Source organism: Amycolatopsis sp. NPDC057786, assembly GCF_042797905.1.
In the GTDB taxonomy this organism is placed as follows: Bacteria; Actinomycetota; Actinomycetes; order Mycobacteriales; family Pseudonocardiaceae; genus Amycolatopsis.
In genome coordinates this window covers 90,940-117,462 of sequence record NZ_JBHVKW010000006.1, presented here as the reverse complement: position 1 = coordinate 117,462, position 26,523 = coordinate 90,940, and the positions used below count along the sequence as shown (strand labels likewise).

26 protein-coding genes are annotated in these 26,523 nt (G+C 68.6%); 4 read left to right on the top strand and 22 right to left on the bottom strand.

The window, feature by feature from the left end:
• Positions 1–65: 65 nt before the first annotated feature.
• The 5 genes from yicI to ACFVM3_RS06690 form a co-directional block, all read right to left on the bottom strand.
• Positions 66–2,348 carry an alpha-xylosidase gene (yicI, locus tag ACFVM3_RS06710; protein ID WP_378436270.1) on the bottom strand — a complete coding sequence of 761 codons (2,283 nt, stop codon included), beginning with the start codon at positions 2,346–2,348 and terminating at the stop codon, positions 66–68.
• The gene (locus ACFVM3_RS06705; protein ID WP_378436268.1) at positions 2,345–3,157 is read right to left on the bottom strand and encodes a carbohydrate ABC transporter permease; all 813 of its coding nucleotides are present in this window, start codon (positions 3,155–3,157) and stop codon (positions 2,345–2,347) included. Before ACFVM3_RS06705 ends, yicI begins: the two co-directional genes overlap by 4 nt.
• The gene (locus ACFVM3_RS06700) at positions 3,154–4,038 is read right to left on the bottom strand and encodes a carbohydrate ABC transporter permease (RefSeq protein ID WP_378436266.1); all 885 of its coding nucleotides are present in this window, start codon (positions 4,036–4,038) and stop codon (positions 3,154–3,156) included. The genes ACFVM3_RS06705 and ACFVM3_RS06700 overlap by 4 nt, the downstream gene beginning before the upstream one ends.
• On the bottom strand, positions 4,035–5,312 hold the full coding sequence (locus ACFVM3_RS06695) for an ABC transporter substrate-binding protein (protein ID WP_378436264.1): 1,278 nt from the start codon (positions 5,310–5,312) through the stop codon (positions 4,035–4,037). Before ACFVM3_RS06695 ends, ACFVM3_RS06700 begins: the two co-directional genes overlap by 4 nt.
• Before the next feature lie 285 nt (positions 5,313–5,597).
• Positions 5,598–6,773 carry a carboxylesterase family protein gene (locus ACFVM3_RS06690; protein WP_378436262.1) on the bottom strand — a complete coding sequence of 392 codons (1,176 nt, stop codon included), beginning with the start codon at positions 6,771–6,773 and terminating at the stop codon, positions 5,598–5,600.
• Between the two features lie 26 nt (positions 6,774–6,799).
• On the opposite strand from ACFVM3_RS06690, the gene ACFVM3_RS06685 reads away from it, so the two are divergent.
• Entirely contained in the window at positions 6,800–7,723 is a 924-nt protein-coding gene (locus ACFVM3_RS06685) for a LysR substrate-binding domain-containing protein (protein ID WP_378436260.1), read from the top strand.
• A gap of 5 nt (positions 7,724–7,728) precedes the next feature.
• On the opposite strand, the gene ACFVM3_RS06680 is transcribed toward ACFVM3_RS06685, so the two are convergent.
• From ACFVM3_RS06680 to ACFVM3_RS06645, 8 genes are read right to left on the bottom strand one after another with little or no spacing between them, the layout of a single operon-like run.
• Entirely contained in the window at positions 7,729–8,724 is a 996-nt protein-coding gene (locus tag ACFVM3_RS06680) for an amidohydrolase family protein (protein WP_378436258.1), read from the bottom strand.
• A 1-nt stretch (position 8,725) separates the two neighbouring features.
• Positions 8,726–9,247: a 3-hydroxyanthranilate 3,4-dioxygenase gene (locus ACFVM3_RS06675; protein WP_378436256.1), complete on the bottom strand. Its 522-nt coding sequence runs from the start codon at positions 9,245–9,247 to the stop codon at positions 8,726–8,728.
• Entirely contained in the window at positions 9,244–9,672 is a 429-nt protein-coding gene (locus ACFVM3_RS06670; RefSeq protein ID WP_378436254.1) for a RidA family protein, read from the bottom strand. The genes ACFVM3_RS06675 and ACFVM3_RS06670 overlap by 4 nt, the downstream gene beginning before the upstream one ends.
• Complete coding sequence (locus tag ACFVM3_RS06665) at positions 9,669–10,436, bottom strand: 2-keto-4-pentenoate hydratase (protein ID WP_378436252.1); 768 nt, start codon at positions 10,434–10,436, stop codon at positions 9,669–9,671. Before ACFVM3_RS06665 ends, ACFVM3_RS06670 begins: the two co-directional genes overlap by 4 nt.
• Positions 10,433–11,440, bottom strand: coding sequence for a 4-hydroxy-2-oxovalerate aldolase (dmpG, locus tag ACFVM3_RS06660; RefSeq protein ID WP_378436250.1), 1,008 nt, complete (start codon positions 11,438–11,440; stop codon positions 10,433–10,435). Before dmpG ends, ACFVM3_RS06665 begins: the two co-directional genes overlap by 4 nt.
• Positions 11,437–12,369 carry an acetaldehyde dehydrogenase (acetylating) gene (locus tag ACFVM3_RS06655; protein WP_378436248.1) on the bottom strand — a complete coding sequence of 311 codons (933 nt, stop codon included), beginning with the start codon at positions 12,367–12,369 and terminating at the stop codon, positions 11,437–11,439. Before ACFVM3_RS06655 ends, dmpG begins: the two co-directional genes overlap by 4 nt.
• The gene (locus ACFVM3_RS06650; protein WP_378436246.1) at positions 12,366–13,157 is read right to left on the bottom strand and encodes a 2-keto-4-pentenoate hydratase; all 792 of its coding nucleotides are present in this window, start codon (positions 13,155–13,157) and stop codon (positions 12,366–12,368) included. The genes ACFVM3_RS06655 and ACFVM3_RS06650 overlap by 4 nt, the downstream gene beginning before the upstream one ends.
• Positions 13,154–14,623: a 2-hydroxymuconic semialdehyde dehydrogenase gene (locus tag ACFVM3_RS06645; protein ID WP_378436244.1), complete on the bottom strand. Its 1,470-nt coding sequence runs from the start codon at positions 14,621–14,623 to the stop codon at positions 13,154–13,156. Before ACFVM3_RS06645 ends, ACFVM3_RS06650 begins: the two co-directional genes overlap by 4 nt.
• Before the next feature lie 559 nt (positions 14,624–15,182).
• Between ACFVM3_RS06645 and ACFVM3_RS06640 the strand changes: the two genes are divergently transcribed.
• A complete protein-coding gene (locus tag ACFVM3_RS06640; RefSeq protein ID WP_378436242.1) occupies positions 15,183–16,529 on the top strand; it encodes an MFS transporter in 1,347 nt (448 codons plus the stop codon).
• Positions 16,530–16,539: 10 nt separating this feature from the next.
• On the top strand, positions 16,540–17,268 hold the full coding sequence (locus ACFVM3_RS06635; protein WP_378436240.1) for a dienelactone hydrolase family protein: 729 nt from the start codon (positions 16,540–16,542) through the stop codon (positions 17,266–17,268).
• On the opposite strand, the gene ACFVM3_RS06630 is transcribed toward ACFVM3_RS06635, so the two are convergent.
• The 8 genes from ACFVM3_RS06630 to ACFVM3_RS06595 all read right to left on the bottom strand — a co-directional run bounded on the left by ACFVM3_RS06630 (position 17,255) and on the right by ACFVM3_RS06595 (position 24,343).
• Positions 17,255–17,488 carry a DUF6480 family protein gene (locus ACFVM3_RS06630; protein WP_378436238.1) on the bottom strand — a complete coding sequence of 78 codons (234 nt, stop codon included), beginning with the start codon at positions 17,486–17,488 and terminating at the stop codon, positions 17,255–17,257. The genes ACFVM3_RS06635 and ACFVM3_RS06630 overlap by 14 nt on opposite strands.
• 62 nt (positions 17,489–17,550) lie before the next feature.
• Positions 17,551–18,492, bottom strand: coding sequence for a glycoside hydrolase family 43 protein (locus ACFVM3_RS06625; RefSeq protein WP_378436236.1), 942 nt, complete (start codon positions 18,490–18,492; stop codon positions 17,551–17,553).
• Between the two features lie 457 nt (positions 18,493–18,949).
• On the bottom strand, positions 18,950–19,876 hold the full coding sequence (locus tag ACFVM3_RS06620) for a universal stress protein (protein ID WP_378436235.1): 927 nt from the start codon (positions 19,874–19,876) through the stop codon (positions 18,950–18,952).
• Positions 19,877–19,896: 20 nt separating this feature from the next.
• The gene (locus ACFVM3_RS06615) at positions 19,897–20,535 is read right to left on the bottom strand and encodes a dienelactone hydrolase family protein (protein WP_378436233.1); all 639 of its coding nucleotides are present in this window, start codon (positions 20,533–20,535) and stop codon (positions 19,897–19,899) included.
• Between the two features lie 74 nt (positions 20,536–20,609).
• Positions 20,610–21,257, bottom strand: coding sequence for a phosphoribosyltransferase (locus ACFVM3_RS06610; RefSeq protein WP_378436231.1), 648 nt, complete (start codon positions 21,255–21,257; stop codon positions 20,610–20,612).
• Between the two features lie 49 nt (positions 21,258–21,306).
• On the bottom strand, positions 21,307–21,633 hold the full coding sequence (locus tag ACFVM3_RS06605; protein ID WP_378436229.1) for a hypothetical protein: 327 nt from the start codon (positions 21,631–21,633) through the stop codon (positions 21,307–21,309).
• A gap of 55 nt (positions 21,634–21,688) precedes the next feature.
• Entirely contained in the window at positions 21,689–22,822 is a 1,134-nt protein-coding gene (locus tag ACFVM3_RS06600; RefSeq protein WP_378436227.1) for a M20 family metallopeptidase, read from the bottom strand.
• A gap of 12 nt (positions 22,823–22,834) precedes the next feature.
• A complete protein-coding gene (locus tag ACFVM3_RS06595) occupies positions 22,835–24,343 on the bottom strand; it encodes an AbgT family transporter (RefSeq protein ID WP_378436377.1) in 1,509 nt (502 codons plus the stop codon).
• A 159-nt stretch (positions 24,344–24,502) separates the two neighbouring features.
• On the opposite strand from ACFVM3_RS06595, the gene ACFVM3_RS06590 reads away from it, so the two are divergent.
• Positions 24,503–25,501 carry an Lrp/AsnC family transcriptional regulator gene (locus ACFVM3_RS06590; RefSeq protein WP_378436225.1) on the top strand — a complete coding sequence of 333 codons (999 nt, stop codon included), beginning with the start codon at positions 24,503–24,505 and terminating at the stop codon, positions 25,499–25,501.
• Here the strand turns inward: ACFVM3_RS06590 and ACFVM3_RS06585 are convergent.
• Complete coding sequence (locus ACFVM3_RS06585) at positions 25,482–26,513, bottom strand: TolB family protein (RefSeq protein WP_378436223.1); 1,032 nt, start codon at positions 26,511–26,513, stop codon at positions 25,482–25,484. The two genes, ACFVM3_RS06590 and ACFVM3_RS06585, sit on opposite strands and share 20 nt — an antisense overlap.
• Positions 26,514–26,523 lie beyond the last annotated feature (10 nt).

Genomic DNA, 26,523 nt, shown 5'->3' with positions numbered 1-26,523 from the left:
CTGGCGGCGTGTCGCGAAAGCCACCTTAAGGACATCAGACGTCCCGAAAGTGGCTTTCGCGACGCTCAGGCCGGACTCCCAGGCGGCCCGGCGCGGCCTTCCGGGGAGACAGCGCCACGAATCGTCAACGAGCTTCCCGTCGCCACGATCGTCTCGTCACCCTGGGGAAAGGCCACCTGCCAGCCATCGGGCGCGGAGTCGACGTCGATGTGGACACTGTCACCCTCCCGGCGGGTCCGGAACGTCGACCCGCCGACGGTGGTCGTGATCCTGACGTCATCCTCCAGCCGGTAAAGCCGCAGCGTGACACCGTCGGCATAGTCGTAATCCGGCCGGTCGTCGACGGCACCCAGCGGCAGAACGGTGTTGGGACGCACCAGCAGCGGGACGGTGAGCATGTCGCAGACCGTGGTCACCCACCGCGGCCCATGGATCTCGTCACCCGTGAAGAAGTCGGTCCACACACCATCCGGGACGTAGTAGGTCACTTCGCCCTCGTCCGAGAACACCGGCGCCACCAGGAGTGAGTCGCCGAGCATGTACTGCCGCTCCAGGTGGGCGCACGCCGGATCGGCGGGGAACTCCAGCGCCATCGCCCGCATCATCGGCGTACCCTCGGCCGCCGCCTGTGCCGCCGCCTGCCACAGGTACGGCATCAGCCGTGCCTTGAGCTTGGAGAACACCCGCAGGACATCTACGGCCTCCTCGTCGAACAGCCAGGGCACCCGGTAGGAGGAACTGCCGTGCAACCTGCTGTGCGAGGACAGCATCCCGAACGCGATCCAGCGTTTGAACAGTGCCGGATCCGGGGTGCCTTCGAAGCCGCCGATGTCGTGGCTCCAGTACCCGAAACCGGACAGGCCGAGGGAAAGCCCACCACGCAGGCTCTCGGCCATCGACTCGTACGTCGATTCGCAGTCGCCGCCCCAGTGCACCGGGAACTGCTGCGAGCCCGCGGTCGCGGAGCGCGCGAACACCACGGCTTCGCCCTCGCCGCGCCGCTTGCGTAGCACGTCGAAGACGGTCTGGTTGTAGAGATAGGTGTAGTAGTTGTGCATCCGCTCGGGATCGGATCCGTCGAAGTAGACGACGTCCGTCGGCACCCGCTCGCCGAAGTCGGTCTTGAAACAGTCCACGCCTTGTTCGAGCAGAGCGTCCAATTTGGACGCATACCACTCACGCGCGGCGGGGTTGGTGAAGTCGACCAGCGCCATCCCCGGCTGCCAGAGATCCCACTGCCACACGTCACCGTTCGGTTTCCGCAGCAGGTATCCGCCCGCGACGCCCTCGGCGAACAGCGGTGACCGTTGCGCCACGTACGGGTTGATCCACACCGAGATCCGCAGGTCCCGTGCTTTCAGCCGTTCCAGCATGCCGACGGGGTCCGGGAACGTCCGCGGGTCCCATTCGAAGTCGCACCAGTTGAATTCGCGCATCCAGAAGCAGTCGAAATGGAACACGCTCAGCGGCAGGTCGCGTTCGATCATGCCGTCGACGAAACCCGAGACGGTCTCCTCGTCGTAGGAAGTGGTGAACGACGTCGACAGCCACAGTCCGAAGGACCACGCGGGCGGGAGCGCCGGTCTGCCGGTCAGCGCCGTGTACTTGCGCAGGATCTCCTTAGGGCTCGGGCCGTAGATGACGAAGTACTCCAGCGACTGGCCCACGACGCTGAACTGCACCCGCGACACCGCTTCCGAGGCGACCTCGAAGGACACGTGCCCCGGATGGTCGACGAACACGCCGTAACCGGCATTGGTCAGATAGAACGGGACGTTCTTGTAGGCCTGTTCGCTGCTCGTGCCGGCGTCGGCGTTCCAGATGTCGACGACCTGCCCGTTGCGCACCAGGGGCCCGAACCGCTCGCCCAGCCCGTAGACCTGGGCACCCACCGAGAGGTCCAGCTGGTCGCGGACATGGTGCTCGCCGTCGAGGCTCATGAAGCCCATGCCCTTGGCTCCGCTGGTGGTGAGCACCTTGCCGTCCGCGAGGAAGTCGACCTTCCACCCTTCGCCGCGATTCAGCCGGACCGACAACGCGCCCGCGGTGAGCGTGTGCCCGTCCTCGGAGACCTTTGCCTCGTCGTCGGTGGCCGACAGCTCGAAGCGGGGTTCCCGAGGCAGCCCGCCCTCGAAATGCGTGACGCTCACCCCGATCACGTCCGGCATCGGCGAGGAGAACCCGACCGTCGCCACCGGGCCCTTCAACAGGTCGCCGCGATGGCGGATGCGATGGGTCGGCGCGTGCACCACGATCCGGCCGTCCCCCGCGGTGAGGTCGTACACCTCCACCGGATGCGCCGCCTGTACTCCGTCGCGCAGCAGCCAGTATCCGTTGCTGAACTTCATTTGACCGCCCCTGCCGTGATGCCACGTGTCAACGTCCGCTGGAAGATCAGGAAGAAGGCGATCGCCGGGATGACACCGAGCAACGCCGAGGCACTGGTCATGGTCGCGTCCATCATCCGCTGGCCCTGCAGCACACCCAGCGCGACCGGGACGGTCTGGGTGTCGTTGGAGATCAGCAGGATCAGCGGCAGGAAGAACTCGTTCCACGTCCAGATGAAGAAGAACACGAACAGCACGCCGAGGGTGGGCCTGCTGATCGGGACCACGATCCGTACCAGGGTCTGCCATTTGTTCGCGCCGTCGAGATAGGCGGCCTCGAGCAGTTCGTGCGGGAATCCGACGTACGTCGAGGACAGCAGATAGGTGCCGAACGCGGCCTGGATGATCGTGAAGATGATGATCACGCCGAGCTGGGTGTCGTAAAGACCGGTTTCGTTGGCGAGGAAGTACAGCGGGTACGCCAGCGCTTCCTGCGGCAGCGTGTTCGCGATGAGGAACGCGACCAGGATCCACGTCCGGCCGCGGACCCGGCCGATGCCCAGCGCGTAGGCGTTCAGCACCGAGATCACCACCGCGAGCACGGCGACCGAACCGCTGATCACGACGCTGTTGAGCAGCTTCTGCCCGAATCCGACCCGGATCCAGAAGTCGATCAGCCCTTGCAGGTACACCCCGTCCGGAAAGGAGAGCGGGCCGTCCGCCGCGTACTCGGCCGGCGATTTCAGCGCGTTCAGCGCCACGACCAGGAACGGCGCCAGCATCACGATCGCGAGAACGATCAACGACCAGAGCGTCACATGCCGTTTCACGCGTGCTCACCCCGTCTCTGGATCCGGAGGAACACCGTGGTGAGCACGAGGATCAGCACGGTGAGCACGGTCGCGATCGCCGCGCCGTAGCCGACCTGCGTCTTCTCGAAGAAGTTCTGGAACGAGTAGTACGACGGCACGTTGGTGGACCCTCCGGGGCCTCCCCTGGTCAGCACGTAGATCGGCCCGAACACCTTCAGCGCGGCGATGGTGCAGGTCAGCAGGACCACGAAGACCTCGGGTCGCAGCTGCGGCACCGTCACATGCCAGAACCGGCCCCACCACGACGCGCCGTCCAGTTCAGCCGCCTCGTGCAGCGAAGGATCCGCACGCTGCATCCCGGCCATGAAGATGACCACCGGATAGCCGACCTGGATCCACACCATCACGCCCATCACGCTCCACAGCGCGACATCCGGATCGCCCAGCCAGTTCTGGGCGAGCGAGCCGAGTCCGACGGCGGACAGGAGTTCGTTCACCGCGCCCTCGGGCGCCAGGATCCAGCTCCAGACGATGCCGGCGACCGCGATCGGCAGCACCTGCGGCAGGTAGACGCAGGCCCGCAGCACGCTGGCCGCCCGCGTCCCGAATCGCTTGGCCACGAAATCGAACAGCGCGGCCGCGATCACCAGCCCCGCCACGGTCGGCACGATGGCCATCGCCACCACGAGCCCGAGGTTGTGGCGGAACGACGCCCAGAAGACGTCGTCCGCGAACAACCGCCGGTAGTTCTCCAGTCCTGTCCACTTCGGATCACCGGCGCCGGACCACTGGGTGAAGCTGATGCCGATGTTCATCGCGAACGGGACCAGGATCACCGCGATCAGCAGCACCGCGCCGGGGATGAGGAAGAGCAGGTAGTTTCCCCGTCCCCTGGTCATTTGCCGACGTTCGCCAGATTCTCTTCGTAGGGCTTGGCGAGCTCGTCGAGTACCTGCGACGGTTCGGCGCTCGAGGTGATGAGCTTCTGCGTCGCAGAGACATGGACGTCGTAGTACCCGGGAGCGGGCCAGTCGGGATAGAACGCCAGTTTGTCCTGTGTGGACAGAGCGGTGAAGTCCTCGACCAGGTCCTTCAGCCGCGGCTCGGCCGGTGGTGTGGAGCCGTTCACCACCGGGACACCGCCTGCCTCACGGAGCTTGTCCTGGATGGGCTGGGACATCGTGATCGCGATGAAGTCGAGCGCGAGGTCGCGGTTCTTCGCCCCCTTGGGGATGACCCACATGTTGCCCGCGGAACCCGAGGTCATCCCCGGCCACGGGACCGAACCCCACTGGAAGTCCTTGATGCTCTGCACCAGCCTGCCGTACCACCAGCTGCCGCTGATCATGATCGGGTACTTGCCCTGCATGAACGACATGCCCATGCCCTCGGCGTCGACCCCGGCGGAATCCTTGCTGATGTAGCCCTTCCGCACCCAGTCGGCAAAGGTCGTCGCGCCGTAGGTCCACGCGGCGTCGTGGAAGTCGACCTTGCCGGTGTAGCGCTGGTAGCGGTCCACCCAGCCGCGGTCGGCCTTGGTGAGGGCGAGCTGGTACAGAACCTGGTGCGCCGGGTATTCCGAGCCGCCGACGGCCAGCGGAGTGACCCCGGCACCGGCGAATTTGGCCATGGCCGCGGTCAGCTGTTCGATGGTCCGCGGCTCTTCGAGGCCCTGCTGGGCGAACATGTCCTTGTTGTAGAAGATCTTCACGTACTCGGCGTAGTTCGGGACGCCGTACCACTTGCCGGATCCCATCACGCCGTTCTCGTCGTAACGGGCGGTCGTCTGGAGCGCCGGGGTGAGCTGTTTGTCCCAGCCGCGTTTGGCGACCTCTTCGCTGATGTCGGTCAGGAGTCCTTGCTTGGACAGCAGTCCCGCGGTGGCGTTGCCCTTGTTGTACTCCAGGATGTCCGGCGCGTCGCCCGAATTGAGCACCATCGGCGCCGTCTTCTGGATCTGTTCGAAGCCCTTCTCCTCGAAGGCGACCTTGACGCCGGGATGGCTCGCTTCGAACTGCTTGATCGCCTCGGCCCAGGCCACGCCCATCGCGCTGTCCGGCGGCTCGTAGTGCCACAGCTTCAGGGTCTTCGGGTCGCCGCTGCCGGATCCGGACCCGCAGCCCGCGACGGCCAGCATGGCGACCATCGCGGCGGCCAGTACTCGCTTCGACATCAGAGGTTCCCTCCAGAGACGTGGTGATGCTCGCCGGCCATCGTGGCCTCCCTCGGAATCCGCGGTGATCCGAACTGTCGAAGCGCTTCGATGGACACGATAGGACCGCGCGCCCGGTCAGCACAACGTCTTGACCGGGCGCGCTCCCACCTCTACTGTCAGGGCCTTTTCACCAGGCCTGTGAATGTGCCTGGAGCCGTAACTCGCGTGATTGGAGCCGTAACTCGCGTGCTTCGAGGCGTATCACGTGAGTTACGCCTTCAATCACGCGAGTTACGTCTCTGATCACGCGAGTTCGGGGCCGAATCGGATGGGGTGGCTCGCGACCGGAGTGGGGTCGAGGGTGCCGGTGCGGGCGAAGGTCGCCCAGACGGCGCGGAGCGCGGCGCCGAAGGCATCGACCTCCGGCCACGGAACCTTGCCGAGCATCGGGCTGCCCTGCCAGGCCCCCTGGGTGCCGAGCAGGAGCGGCAGTTCCAGACAGTGGGTGGCGCCGAACTCGGAGCCCTCGGGCCGCCAGTCCAGGCGATACGAGAAGACGCCGGCTCCGGCCGAGCACAGCCGGTCGCCGAAAGCGGCCAGCGGTTCGACGTAGATCTCGTCGGTGCCGGCGGCACCGGGGAACGCGGTCATGTCGTCGGCGTTCCAGCCGTACAGCACGTCGAGGTCGCGCACGTTGTCCGCGAAGGACGCCTTGTCCGGCGTGTTCACCGGAACGAACGCGGGTTCCATCGGGTCGCCGGTGAGCCGCAGGTTGGTCAGCGCGGTCTCCTTGTGCGCGGCAAGGATTTCCGTGGTCCCGGCGGTGCGCGGGTCGGTGCCGAGCGCGTCGGCGAACACCTGGCCGAGTTTCGCCGCCTGCTCGGGCGCGCGGGTGGCGAGGCCGAGCGGCGCGCTCTGCAGGATCGCCCGCCGGAACAGGCCGCGTGCCTCGGGCAGGTCCATCAGGAGCCGGATGGAGATGCCGCCCGCCGACTGCCCGGCGACCGTCACGTTGTCCGGATCCCCGCCGTAGGCCGCGATGTTGGCCCGCACCCAGCGCAGCGCCTCCACCTGGTCGGCCAGCCCGAGGTTGCCGGGACTGACCCCGTCCAGGTACAGATAGCCGAGCGCGCCGAGCCGGTAGTTGACGCCGACCACCACCAGATCGCCCTCGGCCGCCAGCGCGCCGCCGTCGTACCACTCCAGCAATCCGCCACCGCTGGAGAATCCGCCACCGTGCAGCCATACCAGCACCGGCCTGCGGCCGTCATCCCGTCCCGGCGTGCTGATCGTCAGGTTGAGACAGTCCTCGCCCTGCGGCAGGCGATCGCGCGGCGGTCCCATCACCCGGTCCAACCGCGACGGCGGTTGCGGACTGAGCTCCCCGCTGGACGGCGTCTGCTCCGAAACGGCGGCAGGCGGCGCGAACCGCGCCGCGGTGGCATAGCGAATCGGTCCTGTTCGGACAATCGTGGTCATACGCACCTCGCGGGTAGGATCGGCTGGTGATCTTGCCTCGCCTGCTGGACGGCCGACTGAAATTCCGCCACCTCGTCCTGCTCGACGCGCTGGCCAGGCAGGGCACCGTGGTCGGGGCCGCCGCCGAGTTGCACGTGACGCAGCCGGTGGCGACCCGAAGTCTGCACGAACTCGAAGAGATCCTCGACGTGCGGCTGTTCGAACGCGGCCCGCGCGGCATCACCCCGACCGTGTTCGGCGAGGCGTTCACCGGGCACGCCCGCGCGGTGCTCGCCCAGCTCGAGCAGGCCGGGCGGCACGTCGCCGAGCTGGCCGACGCCGAACGCGGCACGGTGGTGGTCGGCACCCATCTCGCGGGGTCGAACATGTTGCTGCCGCGCGCGATCGCGGCGATCAAGACCGAGCGGCCGTACCTGACCATCGTGGTCCGGGAAGGTTCTCCGGAAGCACTGCTGGTCGAGCTGGAGGCGGGCCGGGTCGACCTGATCATCGGCAGGCTGACGGCGCCTTCGGACGAGCGGATCGAACGGCGCAAGCTGTACGACGAGTCGGTGGATCTGGTGGTGCGCACCGCGCATCCGCTGGCGGGCGCGACCGGCGTCGAGCTGGCCGACCTCGCGGAGTACCCGTGGATCCTGCCCGGAGCGGAGACCGCGCTGCGCCGCGAGCTGGAACAGTTGTTCACCCGCAACGGCTTCCCGCTGCCCGCGAACCGGGTGGAGACCACGTCGTTCCTCACCGTGCGGCAACTGCTGCTGGAGACCGACGTGATCGCCGCGCTGCCCAGTCTGATCACCAAGGACGACCCGAGGATCACCAGGGTCGCGCTGGCGCTGGAGCCCATCGGGCACAGCGTCGGGCTCACCCTGCCCGCCCAGCGCACGCTCAGCCCGTCGGTGGACGCGCTGATCCGCAGCCTGACCGACGTCGCCACCGGCATGTCGCATTAGGACGATCACGACAGGGACAGGAAGCGCTCGGCGTTCCCGCTGGTGATCAGCTGCCGCTCGGTCTCGCTCAGGAATCCGCTTTTACGCACCACCTCGCCGACCGGCCGTTCGCCGAGCGGGTACGGGTAGTCGCTGCCGACCATCACCCGCTCGGCGCCGAGCGTGTCCACGAGCAGCCGCAGTGCCCGCTCGTCGAAGACCACCGAGTCGACGTGGAACCGGTCGAGGTAGTGCGACGGCGGGAACTCCGAGGTGCCGATCACGTCGTTCCGCCGATGCCAGGCGTTCTCCATCCGGCCGAGCCAGAACGCGAACGAGCCGCCGCCGTGGGCGAAGCAGATCTTCAGGCTCGCGTCGATCCGGTCGAAGACCCCGCCGAGCACCAGCGCCAGGATCGACAGATGCGTTTCGGCGGGCATCGCGGTCAGCCACCGCGCCATCCACCGGTCCAGCCGGGGCGAATCGGCCATGTCCCACGGGTGCACGAACACCGGAACCCCGAGCGACGCGCAGTGCTGCAGGAAGGTCTCCACCCCCGCGCTGTCCAGATCCTGGTCACCGACGTGGTTGCCGATCTCCACCCCGCGATGTCCCGCGGCGAGGCAGCGTTCCAGTTCACGGCACGCGGCGTCGGGGTCCTGCAACGGAACCTGGCAGAACGGGATCAGCCGATCGGGTGCCGGTGCGACGATCTCCAGCGCCAGGTCGTTGAAGATCCGGGCGATCCGGCCTGCCTGCTCGCCGGTCCGGCCGTAGTTGAAGAACGCGGGCGTCGGGGAGACCACCTGGGTGCGCACGCCGTCGGCGTCCATGTCCAGCAGCCGGGTCTCCGCGTTCCAGCAGTCCGCGGCGATCCGGCGGAACTCCTTGTCCCCCATCATGATCATCGCCTCGGACTCGGTCTCCGCACGCAGCCACGGCGCGTCCGGTCCGGCGTCCGCGCGCAGATCCGGCCAGCCGTTCGGCACGTAATGCGTGTGGATGTCGATCAGGGCGGTCATCTCAGCCCTTTCCGGGGTGGAGGGCGCCGCAGCCGCCGCAGGTACGGGCTTTCTCGTCGCCGTAGAAGGCGGTGAAGACCGGCGGCAGATCCTCGACGATGTCGCGCACCTGGAGTTCCACTTCGTGCACCAGCGCGGCGCATTCGAGGCAATACCACTGGAACTTCTCCAGCGTGCCCTCCTCACGGACGCGTTCGATGACCAGGCCGATCGAGTCGGCCTCCGGGCGCTGCGGCGAGTGCGGGATATCTCCCGGCAGCAGCCACGTGTCGCCTTCGGAGATACGGATGGTCTTCTGGCCCTCGTCGGTCATGATGTTCACGTGCATGTTGCCCTTGAGCTGGTAGAACCATTCCTCATAGGGGTCGACGTGGAAGTCGGTGCGCTGGTTCGGCCCGCCGACGATCTGCACGATGAAATCGCTGCCGAGCGCCATGGTCCGGTTGTTCACCGGCGGCTTGAGCAGATGCTCGTGCTCGGCGATCCAGGCCTGGAAATTGACGACCTCGGGAATGTCGGTCATCGCGGGACCTCCGTGTTCTTCGGTAGATGAGCGATCGCCTGGATTTCGATCAGCAGATGCGGATGCGGCAGCTGGTGTACCGCGACCGTGGTGCGGGCAGGGCCCGTTTCGTCGAAGTATTCGCCGTAGATCTCGTTGTAGCCGCCGAAATCGTTCATCGAAACCAGGAAGGTGGTGATCTGGGTGATGTCGGTGAGGTCGGCGCCGACCTCGTGCAGGATGCCGCGGATGTTCTCGATCACCGCGCGGGTCTGCGCCCGGATGTCCAGATTCGTGGTGCCGAGTTCGTCGACCTCGACGCCGGCGAACGTGTTGTCCGGACGACGAGAGCTCGTCCCGGACACGAAGATCAGGTCGCCGGCGACCTTCACATGCGGGAACCGGCCCCTCGGCTTGGCCAGCCCGGAGATCACTCGCCCGCTCATGCCAGCCCCCGCACCGAAACCCGGCCGAGGCCGGCGATGTCCGCCTCGGCGACGCCGGGCGCGAACGGCACCGCTTCGGTCGCCGCCCCGGCCAGCACCACCTGCCCGGCCCGCAACGGGATGTCCCGTTTCCGGCACAGCTCCACCAGCGCGTGCAGCGCGCGCACCGGATCGCCGAGGATCGCGGCCGTCGAGCCGATCACCTCGCGGTCCCCGGACCGCAGCCGCACCGCACGGTTCGCCGCCTCGCCGAACGCGCGCCACGGTCCGAGCACGAACCCGGCGGCCGAGGTGTTGTCCGCGACCACATCGGTGTGGGTGAACCGGAAATCGCGGTACCGGGAGTCGATGATCTCGATCGCGGGCGCCATCGCGTCGACCGCGGACTCGATGTCGAAGGTGGGATCGGTGAGGTCGACGTCGCGGGCCAGCCGGTAGGCGATCTCCGGCTCCACCTTCGGATGAATGAAGCCCGCCAGCGAAACCTCGCCGCCGTCGGCGACCCGCATCGCGTCGGTGAGCCTGCCGGCGATCACCTCGGACACGCCCATCTGCGCCATCTTCGCCTTGCTGGTCAGCCCCAGTTTCACCCCGAGTACCCGTTCGCCGCGCGCTTCCCGACGGGCCACCAGCGCGGCCTGGATCGCGTACGCGTCGGCGATGTCGAACTCGTGATCGTCGGCGAGGCTCGGCGTGTCCACGCGCGACGTCTGCGCGGTGTCCAGCCGATCAGCGAGCGCCGAGATCTCCGCGGTGGCCATCATGTGCCGCTCCGTACCAGGTCGAGTGCGATGTCCACGATCATGTCCTCCTGCCCGCCGACCAGCTTCCGCCTGCCGACCTCGGTGAGAATCCGCCGGGTGTCCAGTCCGTAGCGGGCGGCCGCGCGCTCGGCGTGCAGCAGGAAACTCGAGTACACCCCGGCGTAACCCAGGGTCAGCGTCTCGCGATCCACCTGGACCGGCCGTTCCCGCAGCGGGCGGACCAGGTCGTCCGCCGCGTCCTGCAACGCGAACAGGTCCGCTCCGTGCTCCCAGCCGAGCAGGTCGGCGACCGCGACGAACGGCTCGGCCGGGCAGTTGCCCGCTCCCGCGCCCTGCCCGGCCAGCGCGACGTCCACTCGGTAGGCACCGTGCTCGACCGCCGTCACGCTGTTCGCCACCGAAAGGGAAAGGTTCTCGTGCGCGTGGATGCCGATTTCGGTCCGCGGATCGAGCACCTGCCGGTACGCGTCGATCCGCTCGGCGACCCCGTTCATCGTCAACCGCCCACCCGAATCGGTGACGTACACGCAGTGCGCGCCGTAGGACTCCATCAGCCTGGCCTGTTCGGCGAGCGCAGCCGGCGGGGAAAGATGGCTCATCATCAGGAATCCGGCCACGTCCATGCCCTGCTCGCGGGCCCAGGCGATGTGCTGCGCGGCCACGTCGGCCTCGGTGCAGTGCGTCGCGATCCGCACGCTGCGCACCCCGAGGTCGCGGGCGCGGCGCAGCTGTCCGATGGTGCCGATGCCGGGCAGCAGCAACGTGGTCAGCGTGGCGTTCTCGATCACCTCGGCGGCCGCGGTGATCCACTCTTCGTCGGTGTGGGCACCGAATCCGTACGTCGCGCTGGACCCGCCGATCCCGTCGCCGTGCGCGACCTCGATCGCCGCCACGCCCGCCTTGTCCACAGCGGACACGATCCGCCGGACCTGGTCCACTGTGTACGCGTGTCCCATCGCGTGCATGCCGTCGCGCAGGGTCACGTCCTGGAGGTAGACCTTCATCCGAGCCACCCCCTCAGTTCGGCGATCCGCTCGGCCGTGCGCAGCGCCGCCGAGGTCATGATGTCGAGATTTCCCGCGTAGTCCGGCAGGTAGTGGGCCGCGCCCAGCACTTCGAGGAACACCGAGACCTTGAGCCCGGAGATCTCCCGGCCGAGTTCGGGCACCCACTGCCGGTGCACCTGGTCGAACTGCACTTCCTGTTTCAGGGTGTATCCGGGCACGTACTCGCGCACCCGCTCGGCCATCTGCCGGACCGACGCCGCGATCTTCTCCCGGTCCGGCTCCCCCTCGACCAGGCAGTACACCGTGTCCCGCATGACGATCGGCGGGTCGGCCGGGTTCAGCACGATGATCGCCTTGCCCAGCGCGGCGCCGCCGACCTCGCGGATCGCGGCCGCGGTGGTCTCGGTGAACTCGTCGATGTTCGCCCTGGTCCCGGGCCCTGCCGAGCGGGACGAAATCGACGCGACGATCTCCGCGTACGCGACCGGGGCGACCGAGGACACCGCGGCCACGATCGGGATCGTGGCCTGCCCGCCGCAGGTCACCATGTTCACGTTCGGTGCGGCGAGGTGCTCGTCCAGGTTCACCGGCGGCACCACGAACGGGCCGATCGCGGCCGGGGTCAGGTCGATCATCAGCTTGCCGTGCGCCTCGGCCACCTCGGCGTGCCGCCGGTGCGCACCGGCGGAGGTCGCGTCGAAGAGCACCCGCACGTCGGCGAACTCGGGCAGTGCGGCGAGACCGTCGATACCGTCGTGGGTGGTGGCCACCTTGAGCCTGGCCGCCCTGGCCAGCCCGTCCGAGGCCGGGTCGATACCCGCCATCGCGGCCATCCGCAGCGACTTCGACAACCGCAGCACCTTGATCATCAGATCGGTGCCGATATTGCCGGAGCCGATGACGGCGACCGGAACCGTTGCTGTCACTGAGTCTCCTCCTCGATCACCGCGTCGACCTCGCCTAGTCCGTCGAGCCGCAGCCGGAACCGGCCCGCTCCCGTGACCGGCACCATCGGGCCGAGCGCCCCGGACATCACCACGTCGCCCGCGCGCAACGGCTGCTCGCGGGCGGCCAGCTCGCGGGCCAGCCACGCGACCGCGGCCACCGGCGAGCCGAGGCAGGCGTGCCCCGCGCCGAACGAGACCGGTTCACCGTCCAGCTCCAACGTCATCCCGGTCGCGGCGAGATCCCGGCCGGTCAACGAGACCGGGGTGCATCCCAGTACCACCGCGCCACTGGACGCGTTGTCCGCCACCGTGTCCACTATGGACAGATCCCAGGCCTCGATCCGGGAGTCCACGATCTCGATCGCGGGCAGTACGAACTCCGTCGCCCGCAGCACGTCCGCGACCGAGGCACCCGGCACGTCCAGATCGCGGCCGAGCACGAACGCGATCTCGCCCTCGGCGCGAGGTTGCAGGAACCGCCGGTACGGAACGGGTTCGGTGTGCGTGTACAGCATGTCGTCGAAGAGCACGCCGAAGTCCGGCTGGTACACGCCGAACTGCCGCTGCACCGAGGGCGCGGTCAGCCCGATCTTCGCTCCGGCCACTCTGGCGCCTGCCGCGATCCGCTGGTCACGCAGTCTGCGCTGTACCGCGTAGGCAGCGTCGACATCTTGCGTGCCAAGGAATTCCCGCACCGGCGGGCACGGGGTCGCGGTGCTCGCCGCGCTCGCGAGCCGGGTGGCGGCCGCCTCGATCGGCGCGCTCACAGCCGCACGCACACATTCGTCGGCTCGGTGTAGAAGTGCAGCGAAGACGCGCCGCCCTCCCTGCCGATGCCGGAAAGCCCCATCCCGCCGAACGGCGAACGCAGGTCGCGCAGGAACCAGGTGTTCACCCAGGCCATGCCGACGTGCATGGCCTGCGCGACGCGGTGTCCCCGGCGCAGGTCCTGGGTCCACACCGAGGACGCGAGCCCGTATTCGGTGTCGTTGGCCAACGCGATCGCCTCGTCCTCGGTGTTGAACGGGATCAGCGCGGCCACCGGGCCGAAGATCTCCTCCCGCACCGGCCGGTCCTTGTTCGTCAAGCCGGTCCACAGGGTCGGCTCCAGCCACGAGCCGCCGTCGAGTTCCGGGCCGAGCTCGGGAATCCCGCCACCGGTCAGGGTTTTGGCGCCGGCCTCCTCGGCCAGCGTGAGGTAGTCCAGGACCTTGCGCCGGTGCTCCGGCGAGATCAGCGGGCCGGTGGTGGTCCGTTCTGTCAGGGGGTCGCCGAGCCGAAGTCCGCGAGCCCGCTCGACCAGCCCGGCCGCCACGTCGTCGAACACCGAGCGCTGCACGTACACCCGCTCGGTGCACAGGCACACTTGCCCGGTGTTCGCGAACACCGACCGGGTCAGCCCGGCGAGAGTCTCGTCGAGATCGGCGTCCTCGAACACGATGGCGGCGTTCTTCCCGCCGAGTTCGAACGACACCGGCCGGACCCGGGGCGCGACCGTGCGCATCACCTGGGTTCCCGTGGCGGACGAGCCGGTGAACGTCACCCCGTCGATGCCGGGATGCTCGGTCAGGTACTGCCCCGCCGAGTCGCCGCCGAAGCCGTGCACCACGTTGTAGGCACCCGCGGGCAAGCCGACCTCGGCCAGCACCTCGGCCAGCAGGGTCGCGGTGGACGGGGTCTGGTCGCTCGGCTTGACGACGACCGCGTTGCCGCAGCCGAGCGCGGGCGCGACCTTCCAGGTCAGCAACAGCAGCGGCAGGTTCCACGGCACGATCACCGCGACCACGCCGAGCGGTTTGCGCACCGCGTAGTTCAGCGCCTGCGCCCCGCCGGGCAGATCGGTGACGAACGACTCCTGGCCGGCGGCCGCGATCACGTCGGCGAACGTGCGGAAATTCGCCACGGCGCGGGCCACGTCCAGCTCGCGGGCCTGGGTGACCGGCTTCCCGGTGTCCGCGACCTCGGCCGCGACGAACTCCTCGAACCGAGCCTCGATCCGGTCGGCGGCCCGGCGCAGCAACGCGGTCCGCTCCCGCACCGGAGCGTCCGCCCAGCCGTTGTGCAAGGCGGCGCGCGCGCCGGTGACCGCGCGGTGCACCAGCTCCCGGTCGGCCTCGTGCACCCGGGCGAACTCCGCGCCGGTCGCCGGATCGACCGCCGGGAACCCGGGACCGTCGGGCTCGGCGAACTCACCGTCCACGAAGTTGCGGATCCACCGCACTGACTGCGTCATGCCGTTCACTCTGGCCGGGCACGCCATGCGGAACAAATGCGTATCTGCTCGCTAGCTATGCCCTCACGGACATATCTCATCGCCGACTCCACGGACACGGCCGAGCGCCACAGTCGCCCCATAGGCATCACCAGTCACAACGGCTACGTGCGAGCGGGGTGAGCCATTGGCTGCGGCTGGCAGTGAAGGCCTCCTTGCCTACCCTCAAGGTAGGGACGGAGGCCTTCACGGAACGTGGGTCCGCCGCTCTCGTCCCAGGTACACCAGCGACCACAACAGGCACAGCGACCGCGCGTGAAGGCCCCCTTCCCCAGTACATGAAGGCCCCCTTCCTTGCGCCTAGGTACAGGAAGGGGGCCTTCATGTACTTCGGGCCGGGACGCGGCACTCGATACCGAGCCCACCGAACGCCTCGCGTCGCCCCCTGCTGAGCTATCTCAGTTCAGGCATGGCAGACCGACAATTCGGCATTTGTGGCCTATGCCTCACGATGTCAGGCTTCTGCCCAATCACCAGCAGCCGCGATCGGCTGTCGCCAGAGTCGATTGGGTATTCGCAGATGAACGCACCCGCGCCCCGCAAGATCGCCGCCGCAACGCTCGCCGGGACCACCCTCGAGTGGTACGACTTCTTCCTCTACGGCACCGCGTCCGCGCTGATCTTCAACAAGCAGTTCTTCCCCTCGCTGAGCCCCACGGTCGGCACCCTCGCCGCGTTCAGCACCTTCGCCGTCGGGTTCATCGCCCGCCCGCTCGGCGGTCTGGTGTTCGGCCACTTCGGCGACCGCATCGGCCGCAAGTCCACGCTGGTGGTGTCGCTGATGTTGATGGGCGTCGGCTCCACGTTGATCGGGTTGATCCCGAACTACGAGGCGATCGGCATCTGGGCGCCGATCCTGCTGGTCGCGATGCGGATCGTGCAGGGCATCGGGCTCGGTGGCGAAGGCGCGGGAGCGACCCTGATGTCGATGGAACACGCGCCCGCCGATCAACGGAACCGGTACGCCGGGTTCCCACAGATGGGGACGCCCGCCGGTCTGGTGCTGGCGAATCTGCTGTTCCTCGGCAGCAGCGCGCTGATGCCCGCGAGCGCGTTCGCCGCGTGGGGCTGGCGGGTCCCGTTCCTCCTGAGCTTCGTGCTGGTCGCGATCGGCCTGATGATCCGGCTGCGGATCACCGAATCGCCGTCGTTCACGCAGGTGGCCAGGAACGACAAGGTCGTCCGGTTCCCGCTCGGCGCGGCGCTCAAGGTCGGCTTCGGCAGGCTCGCGCTGACCCTGCTGGTCGGCGTGGCGAACTCGGCGGTCGCCTACGTGTTCATGGTCTTCACCCTGTCCTACGGAACCCAGAACCTGCACTACGACCGGCAGTTCCTGATCCTGTCGGTGACCGGATCGGCCGTGCTGTGGTTCGCCACCATCCCGATCTGGACGCGGATCGCCGACCGTCACGGCAGGCGCACCATGTTCGTCGCCGGGTCGGCCGCGCTCCTGCTGTGGTGCCTCGCGTTCTTCCCGCTGCTGAACTCCGGCAACACCGGGCTCGCGATGCTCGCGCTGGCGGGGATGGGCCTGGTCGTCCCGATCACCCACTGCGTGCAGGGCGCGATCATCGCGGACACCTTCCCGGTCAACGTCCGGTTCTCCGGTATGTCGCTGCTGCTGCAGGGCGGCGCGATCCTCGGTGGCGGGCTCGCCCCGATGATCGCCACCGCGGTGCTCAACGCCACCGGTTCGACCGTCGGCATCACCTGGTACCTGGCCGCGATCTGCGGTGTCAGCATGGTCAGCGCGATGGCCTTGTTCCGGCTGCTCCCTTCCCGGGCCGAAGTGTCCACAGTGGACGATATGCGCGACGTGGTTCCGCTGTCCGTGAACACCCGCCCGGCCGGGCTCGACGATCATTAGAGTCCGTTCCATGCCGGTCACCACACGCACGGTCGAATATCCCGCCGACGGACTGACGATGGTCGGGCACCTCGCGCTCCCGGAAGGTGCCGACCGCCGTCCCGCGGTCCTGATCGGGCCGGAAGGACCGGGACTCAACGATTTCCAGCGACGCCGGGCCGACGCTCTCGCCGAGTTGGGATACGTGGCGCTGGCCTTCGACATCAACGGCGGACGCTGGTTCTCGGACCCCGAAGAAATGCTCGCGTATGCGATGCCCCTGCTCGGCGACCCGGACCGGATGCGGGAGATCGGCCACGCGGCCCTCGGCGTGCTGCGATCGGCGCCGCGGACCGACCCGGACCGGATCGCCGCCATCGGCTACGGCACCGGCGGGGCGATCGCGCTGGAGCTGGGCCGGGACGGCGTCGACCTGCGCGCGATCGGGACGATCAACGCGCTGACCACCGGCCGTCCGGGCGAAGCGGCGCGCATCCGGTGCCCGGTGTGGGCCGGGGTCGGGTCCGAAGACCCGATCATGCCGCCCGCTCAGCGGGAGGCGTTCACCGCGGAAATGCAGGAGGCGGGCGTCGACTGGCGGCTCGTGGTCTACGGCGGCGCCCAGCACGCCTTTCACCACCCCACGGTCGACCACGCCGTGCTCCCGGGCGTCGCCCACCACGCGCGGCACGCGGAACGGGCGTGGCGCGACGTCGTCGGCCTGCTCGACGAATGCCTGCCCGTGGTCAGCCCAGCTTGAGCCACCCCAGGGCCAGCGCGACGACGAACCCGCTCGCCAGGACGACGAGAACACCGATGAGGATCAGCCAGGCGACAGGCATCGCCTTGGAGGGCATCGGTTGCGGGTGCGAGAGCCCCGACGTCTGAGCCGAGTCGGGCGGCGTGTCGCCCGGCGCGACACCGCCTCCTGGTTCGCGGCGGGTTTTCTCGGGTTCCGGGTCGGGCGGCTGGGCTGTCATCGCCGGTGCTCCTTCGGTCGGTCTCACCGTGCGGATACCCGAACGCGGACGACGCAACCTTCTCAGCCGAGCTGGGGAACATCGTTCGGGAATCCGATGGGCAGCTGGTACATCCCGCGGGCGGTGCGGCCACCCCCGAGCCAGCCGTGGAAGTGGATGTGGCCGTCGACGACGTCGGCCCCACCCGGAGCGTCGACCTTGCCGCCGAGCAGATCGGTGGACAGGAACGGCGCACCGGCTTTCACGAACGGCCCGCTCAGCGTGGGCGCGGAGGCATATCCCGTGTGGTAGCCGGAACTCTGGAACGTGTCGGCGGAGTAGAACAGGAAGTACCGGCTCGCCGTCTTCACCACCGACGGTGCTTCGACGACCGCGTTCTCCGACGCGAGATCGGCGCGCAGGAGCTCGATCCGCGGGCCGGCCGGTGTCCGTCCGTCGGCGAGCAGTTTTTGTGACCAGATCGCGGCCGGAGGACCGACCGCCGCGCCGTCGCTCTTGTAGAGCAGGTACCGCGAGCCGTCCGAGTCCACAAAGGTCTGCGGGTCGATGTCACCGCCGTCGCCGGGTACGCAGATCAGTGGGCCGTCTCCGGCAGGCGTGTACGGCCCTTCGGCGTTCGCGGCCGTCGCGACGCCGATGCACTTTTCCCCGCCCGGTGCCACCGACGCCGAAAAGTAGAGCAGGTACGTACCGTCGGAAAGCCGGGTCACATCGGGAGCCCAGAACCCGCCGTCCGGTTTCGCCCACTTCGGTACGGCGGCGAGAGCGTCACCGGCCACCCGCCACGGACCTTCCAGCGCCGGAGCGTGCGCATAGGGCACTTTCACCGCGCCGGTGCTCGTGGAGAAGGCGAAGTAGCCGGAGTCCGTCTTGACGATGTCCGGGTCCGGGAAGTCCTGTCCGATGAGCAGTCTCGGTGAGCCGATGGCGGACGCCGGAGGCGAGGTGAGAAGCGTCGTGGCCATGACCACGGCGAGGGTCACGAGGCGGTGCGTGAACTTCATGCCCGATTCTGTCGACGGGGCGACGCGATCGGCAGCGTCACCGGGACCCTGCCACCGGGAAGCGTGTACTTCACCGTTCACCCGGTTCCGCAGGATTCATCCGCGCGTCTTCGGGTAGTCGGCGCGGAGCGACTTCCCGTCATTCCGCGAACGGATACGTCTCCAGTTCACCCCCGACAGGCTCGAACCGATGCAGCGGACGGACCGCGTCGGTGTGGTCGCAGTGAATGAACACGTCGTATCGGCGGCCGAGAAGCGTGGGTACGTAGTTGCCTGCCCGTTCTTCGGCCGGGCGGTAGACGACAGTACCGTGCGACGCCTCGCCGATCAGGACATATCGAGCTGACGCGGTCCTCTCCAAGACCGCGTCCGGATCTCGCGGATCACGCAGTGGCCGCGCCGCTCGCCTTGCCTCCGACACCGGGTCCACGCGAACCCCCGTCCGGACGAAGCCGTCTCAGCCCTTGTGGTGACGGACCACGGCGACGGGACAGGGCGCGTGGTGAACCATGGCCCGGCTGACCGACCCGAGCAGAGCACGGCGGAGCAACCCACGTCCGTGACTGCCGACGACGAGCAGCGCGGCACCCTCGGCTTGCTCCGCCAGCGCATGAGCGGGCCGGTCGACGGCGATCACCCGGTGGACGGGAACGTCCGGATAGCGTTCCCGAGATCCCGCCAGCGATTCGTCGAGCAGGGGCTTTCCCCGCTCCTCGATGAGTTCTCTGTCGTGCTCGGTGGGAGTCACCGCCATCGCTTCGAGCGGGAGATCGGACCAGACGTGCATAGCCACCAGCACGCAGCCATGCCGGTCGGCGAAGTCGTAGGCGAACCCGATCGCTTCCATGCTGGTCTCGGATCCGTCGACGCCGACCACGACCTTGCGATCGCCGTCCGCCGGCGGTTCGTCGCCGGCGCGCACCACCACGATGGGCCGGTGGTAGTCGTGCAGGAGTTCGTCGGCCGTCGACCCGACCAGGAGCCTGGGCAACGCGGTGAGCCCCGACGACCCGATGACCAGCAGTTCCGCGTTCTCCGCGGCGCGGGCCAGCGCGTCGGGTGCGCGGCCGGACAACAGCCGGGTCGAAACGGCCAGATCCGGCCAGGCCCGGCGGCATTCCTGCGCGATGTCGCCGAGCATGGCTTCGGCGTGCCGCTGCGCTGTTTCCTGACCTGCTTCGAGGAACCCCGGCCGCGGCCACGCCCCGCCGCCAGGGACCGCCTCGGGCACGGGCGGGAACCCGACGACGTGGGCGACGACCAATTCGCAGCCACGGGTGGCGGCTTCACCCGCGGCCCAGCGCACGGCCTTCCGTGCTTCTTCGGAGCCGTCGTAGCCCGCGACGACGGCTCCCTTGTCCTTTGTGGATTCCGGTGCTGACATCACTGCTCACGTCCTGCGCGTCACGGCAAGTGCCGGTCGAACCAGTCCGTCGCCAGCCTCGCCACTTCGGCCAGCGCTCCCGGTTCTTCGAACAAATGAGTGGCCCCGGCCACGACCTCGATGCGGTTCGGCGCGACGAGTCGCCCGGCGGCGAGCCGGTTCAGTTCCAGGACCGGATGGTCGAGGCCGCCGACGATCAACAGCGTCGGGGCCCTCACCTCGGTCAAGGCGCCGCTCGCCAGATCCGGTCTGCCACCACGGGACACCACCGCACGCACGGATTTCTCCCTGGCCGCGGCGATCAGCGCCGCCGCCGCACCCGTACTGGCACCGAACAACCCGATCGGCAGATCGCGGACCACGTCGTGGTTGCCGATCTCGTTCACCGCGGTGACCACCCGGTCGGCGAGCAGCGGAATGTCGAAACGCAACTCGCCGGTGCTCCGGTCGGCGCGTTCCTCGTCCTCGGTCAGCAGGTCCAGCAGGAGGGTGGCGAAGCGGTTGTCCTGCAGCACTCCCGCCACCGCACGGTTACGGCAGCTGTGTCGCGAGCTTCCCGATCCGTGCGCGAAGACCACGACCCCGAGGGGGTCACCGGGGACCACCAGATCACCCGACAGCGCCACCCCGGCGGAATCGATGACGACCGGAACGGTCATGACGTCACTCCCCACTGCGGGCCCTGACAACGCCATGACTACCACGTGCGGCGGCCACCGAAACGTCGAACCGCCTATGCCGCCTCGAGCAGCGAGACGACTTCCTCGTCGCTGGTCTGAGAGAAGTTCTCGTACCACTGGCCGACCGCTCTGAACTCTTCCGGTTCGACCACGCAGAGGACGTCGTCCGCCACGTCCCGCAGCATCTCGGGCGCCCTGACCGCGCACACCGGAGCGGCGAACACCAACCGGCGCGGTTCCGCCTGACGCAGAGCTCGCAGCGCGGCCGTCGCCGTGACGCCGGTGGCGAGCCCGTCGTCCACCAGCAGCACGTCCCGGCTACGTACCGCGACCGGTTCACGATCGCCGTGATAGCGACGGAGGCGGCGGCGCGCCTCCGCTCGCTCGGCTGAGCACGTCTGTTCCAGGTCGGCCGGGCTCAGCCCGAGCCTGCGCAAAGTGTGCCTGTCGTAGTAGGCCGGGCCATCCGCCGTCACCGCCCCCACTCCGAACTCCGGGTGGCCGGGTGCGCCGATCTTGCGGGACACGGCCACATCCAGGGGCGCCCCGAGTGCGCGGGCGACTTCCGCGGCGACCGGCACACCGCCCCTCGCCAGCCCGAGCACCACCGGATCGGGCCACTCCGGCCGCCCGATCAGGCGGGCCAGCTGCCGACCGGCCATCCGCCGGTCGGCGAACGCGCGATACCTGACCGAGGACATCGAACACCTCCTCCACCAGGGCGTACCCACGAGAGGAACGGGCAAACGGTCAGGAGCGTCCCCGCGACGCTGTCTGGTCCGACTGCCCGTGCCTCAGCGGAGTGCCCGGTTCCGCCGCGGTGGCTTCTCGCACCGGCGAACCTCCGCGTCCGCCGGAAACCTCGGGCGTCACGTCCTGATTCCCTCCGGAAGGCTCGGCACCGGCGACGACCTCGTCGAGACGGGCCCGCAGTAGTTCGAGGACCCGGGTACGCCCGCCGTGTGCCTGCTCGTAGTCGATCAGTTCGCGCAGCTGTGGTTCCGTCAACGCACGGATGCGGTGCTGAAGCGTCCCCGCGGGGAGTTCGTCGTAGTTCGCCAACGGCAAGTCGGCCATCGTGACCTCCTTTCGACAGCTCCGGGGATACCCCCGCGGGAGGCGGGCAAACTCGTCAGGCGAGTGCCGCGATCAGCCCGATCGCCAGAGCCGTCCGTTCCGGGATGTGCCGCACGAGGATGTGTTCGTCGCGTGCGTGGGCGCCGCCTCCGACGGCGCCGAGCCCATCGAGCACCGGGCGGCCCAGCGCGGACACGAAGTTGCCGTCGCTCGCACCTCCCACCGCGGTCTCCTCCAGCTCCCAGCCCGCGTCGGCGGCCACCTTGCGCGCGCTCGCGAACAACGCCCGCGACGGGTCGTTCGGCGTCATCGGGGGTCGATTCCACTCCCCTTCGACCGAGATGCCCACGCGAGGATCGGTGGCTTCCAGACCGGCGAACAGCTTGTCGATCCGGTCCATTTCGGACGGTTCGGCGACGCGGACGTCGACGCCGCAGCTCGCGCCGCCCGCGGTGACGTTACGACCGGTACCGCCGGAGATGGTGCCGACGTTGACCGTGGTCCCGAGTTCACGCGAGCCGGCGGACGCCAGCTGTCCGACGATCTCGGCTAGGGCGTGGATCGCGCTCGCTCCCGCATACGGGTCCAGGCCAGCATGCGCCTCGACGCCGGTGGCGGTCACGTCGAACAGGCCGACCCCCTTGCGTGCGGTCTTCAGCTTGCCGTCCAGCGACGCCTCGAATACGAGGGTGGCCAGCGCGCCTTCACTGGCCGCTTCGATGTACGGCCGTGAGTGGGGGCTGCCGATCTCCTCGTCGCCGTTGAAGAGGAACTTGACCGACGGATGCGGAAGGCCGAGCTCGCGGAGGCCTCGCAAGGCCCAGACCGACTGCACCAGACCGAGTTTCATGTCGAACGCGCCCGGCCCGGTGACGCGGCCGTCCTCGTCGGTGTACGGCCAGCCGGCGAGCGTGCCGGTCGGCCAGACCGTGTCGTAGTGGCTCAGCAGCAACACCGTTCCCGGCGCGGTACCCGCATAGCCCAGTTCGAGCACGTCGCCGCGGACCATGTCGGTGTGCCGGGCCTCGGTGTCGGGTGCGCCGAGGCGGTCGAAGACCCACGCCCGGATGGTGTCGAGGCCTTTGTCCAGCATCGGCTTGTCGTAGCTGTGCGTCTCCAGTTCGACGATGCTCCGCAGATCGTCGAGTATGGCGGGCAGTGCCTGCCGGGACCAATCCGTGTGTGACAAGAGAATCCCTTCCTAGCGAACGGGGGCGCCGGGGCCGAGCGGGATGCCGAACACCCAGAACACGAAGAACAGCAATGTCCACACCACCAGCAGGGTGAACGCGAGTGGGACCGTCATCGAGAACAGCGTGCCGATCCCCGCCGAACGCCGATAACGCTGCAGGAAACCCAGCGCCATCACGAAGTACGGGCTCATCGGGGTGATCGCGTTCGTGCACGAGTCCGCGATGCGGTACAGCGCCTGCGTGGTCTCCGGCGGGATGTCCAGCAGCATCAGCATCGGCACGAACACCGGGCCGATCAGCGCCCATTGGGCGGAGCCGCTGGTGACGATCAGGTTCACCAGCGTCACCACGACGAGGATGCCCAGCATGATGACCGGTCCGGAGACGCCGGCGGATTTGAGCAGGCCGGCGCCGTTGATGGCGGTGATCTCCCCGATCCCGGTCCACTTGAAGTAGGCAAGGAACTGGGAGATGGCGAAGAACAGCACCAGGATCGGCGCCATCTCGCGGAATCCGTGCGCCATGAACCCCGGGATGTCGCGGCTGCTGGTCACCGTCCCGGCGACCTTGCCGTAGGCCCAGCCCGCCGCCAGGAAGCCGAGCGCCAGGAAGATCGAGATGGAGGTCAGCAACGGTGACTCGATGATGCTTCCGCCCTTGCCGCGTAACGGCGACGACGCGGGCAGCACCGCCAGCACCAGGGCGATCACGAAGACGGCCAGCGCGATGAGCGCGGCGAGCAGGCCCCGTCGTTCCTGACGGCTGAGCTGCAGCGAGCCGAGATCGTCCTCCTGCGCGTCGTCGTCGATGGGCATCGCCTCCGCGCGCCGCGCGAGGACCTTCTCGGTCACGAGCGTGATCACGGCGGCCAGCACGATCGACGACGCGAGCGAGAAGAAGTAGTTGGCCAGCGGGGTGACCGAATAGGCCGGATCGATCGTCTGCGCCGCCGCCGTGGTCAGCCCGGACAGGATGGCGTCGGTCGGCGTGATCAGCGGACTCGCGTCGTATCCGGCGGAGATGGACACGAACGCGACCACGATGCCCAGGATCGGGCTGCGTCCCACCGCACGGAAAGCCAAGGCCCCCAACGGAATCAGCACCACGTAGGCCGCGTCTGACGCGACGTGGGACACCATCCCGGTGAACGCCAGCGCGAAGGTCACCCATCGCGGCGAAACCTTCGAAACGCCGGACCGGAGCACGGCCGCGAGCAGACCGGACCGCTCGGCGACCGCCACGCCGAGCATCACCACGAGGATCGTGCCCAGTGGCGGGAACGACGTGTAGCTCTTGACCGCGTCGGTCACCATCATCCGCACGCCGTCGGCGGACAACAGGTTCTTCGCCTCGACCGGTTTGCCCGTGGCGGGGTTCACCGCCGACACCCCGGCCGCGCTGAGCGCCCAGCTGGCCAGTGCCAGCACTCCACTGAGGATGACGAAGAGCCAGAACGGGTGCGGCAGCTTGTTGCCGAGCCGCTCGACGCCGTCGAGCGCGCGCAGCAGGAGGTTCATCGGACGTGAGGTCGTTCTGGCCTGGCTGGAACTCACCGGCGCGGCTCCTTCCTGATCGGAGGCCCATTACAAACTCAAGCGAACGAATAGTGCAACCCTGAACTGAATTCTGCATGGATCAGTCAGGTCAGACGTCCTGTTGACTGATATATTCACCGGATGCTGACCGAACCCGACCTCGACCTGATCGCGGCGCTCCAGATCGCCCCGCGCGCCTCGGTCGCGACGCTCGCCGAGGCGCTCGACGTCTCCGCCAGCACGGTGGGACGGCGGCTGATCCGCCTCGAGGAACAGCGGATCCTCAAGGTGATCGGCCAGGTCGAGTGGACGGCGAGGGCGCGCGGGAACCCGCGCCATGTCTGGGTCACGACCGAACCGGGCGCGTCCGGCTCGGCGGCGAAGGCGCTCGCGCGATTTCCCGAGGTCCAGCTCGCGGCGGAGACGGCTGGCCGGTCGGACGTCTACCTGGCCGTGCACGTTCCGGACCGGGCCGAGGCACGCGAACTGCTCGCCGATCGCATCCCCGGCGTACCGGGTGTGGCGGGAACCCATTCGGAGCTGGTGCTGCGGGCGCTGACCAGGGCCGACTCCTGGCGGCTGCACCGGCTGAGCGAGGACCAGCAGAAGATCCTGTCCCGCGAGCAGGCGGTCCCGGCAGCTCCGGACGGATTCGACGCCGACGAAGTGGGCTCGGACGAGCGGCGGCTCATCGGGCTCCTGGCCGGGAACGGACGGATCACCGCGGCCGAAGCGGGCCGGAGCCTCGGCATCAGCCAGTCCACCGCCTACCGGCTGATCCAGTCGACGTTGCGGCGCGGCATCGTCCGGCCGCGCGTCGAAGTGGAACCCGCGCAGCTCGGCTACGAACTGGAGGCGGTCATCGCGCTGACCATCACCCCGGGCGCCATCCAGGCCGTTGCCCGTGAACTGGCGCGGCATCCGTCGGCGCGGTACGTGTCGATCGTCGCCGGCACCGCTTCGGTCATCCACCAGGGCGTGTTCCGGAACGAGGACGAAATGGCCGACTTCCTCACCAGGGACCTCGCCCCCTTACCCGGGATCACCGCACTGCAGGTCTCCGTGGTGCTGCGCATGCTGCGCCGGTACTGGCTGTACCGGGAGGACGGGAGATTCGCTGTCATGGACGAGCCGTCGTGACCGACGGCGACGACGCCAGGGGGACCAGCAGGCGAGGCGTTCCGGTGCCGTCGGCGGGCACGGACCAGATGTCGCTCTCCTTGCCGTCCGTGCGTGGCAGGCCGTAGGCGATCGTGTCGTTGTCGAGCCAGACCACCTGGTCGTCGATGCTGCGCGCCTCCGCGAGCGGGGTCTCCCGCATCGTGGTCAGGTCCAGCACATGCTCCCGCCAGGGCCGGACGTCGCCGTCGGCCACGCGTTTCTTGAACGCGAGCTTCTTGCCATCCGGCGACAACGACGGGCATTCCGCGTTCTCCCGCAGCGTCCGCGCCTTCCACGCCTCGTTGTCGCCCTCCACGAGATAGGTCCGCCCACCGGTGGCGACCGTGGCGAAGAACGTCCGCTCGTCGGTGGCGAACGTGACGCCCCAGTAGTTGACGTCCTCGCCCCGGTGGACCGCGTCCCCGATCCGCAGCGGGATACCCTCGATATTGCTCGAAAGCTCGTTCCGTTCGCGATCCATGATGGCCGTACGCGTCGAAAAGGTGCCGGGCGTCGAGTACGAGTCACCGGTGACGAAGGTGGTCCAGCTCCCCATCCGGCCGCCGGGTGAGAGCTTCGCGCGGTTGGGGATGCCCGGGACGTCGACGCGCTTGACCTCGCCGAGCGCGGAGTCGACGAATTTGGCGACCGCGCCCGGCAGCGGAGTGGGTTCCTTGGCCAGGCACAGCCCGCCGTCGACCGCCGTGTAGAACCGTTCGCAGCCGAGCGAACTGATCCGCCGCGGACCGCCAGGTTCGAAGACCGGAACCGACGCGACGTTGCCGTACCCCGGCCCCGGCGCACCGTTGCGGAACAGCAGCCTCCCCGGCTCCCCCAGTACGACCGGTCCCGAGGAATCCACTGCGACCGCCGCGTCGGCCGTCCGCCGATCTGGGCTGTTCGCCTTGGCCTGCACCACGTACACCACCGAAGCGGCGGTGAGCGCGGCGACACCCGCCAGCGCCACGACGAACTTCACCGGGAGCTTCATCCCGTCCCCT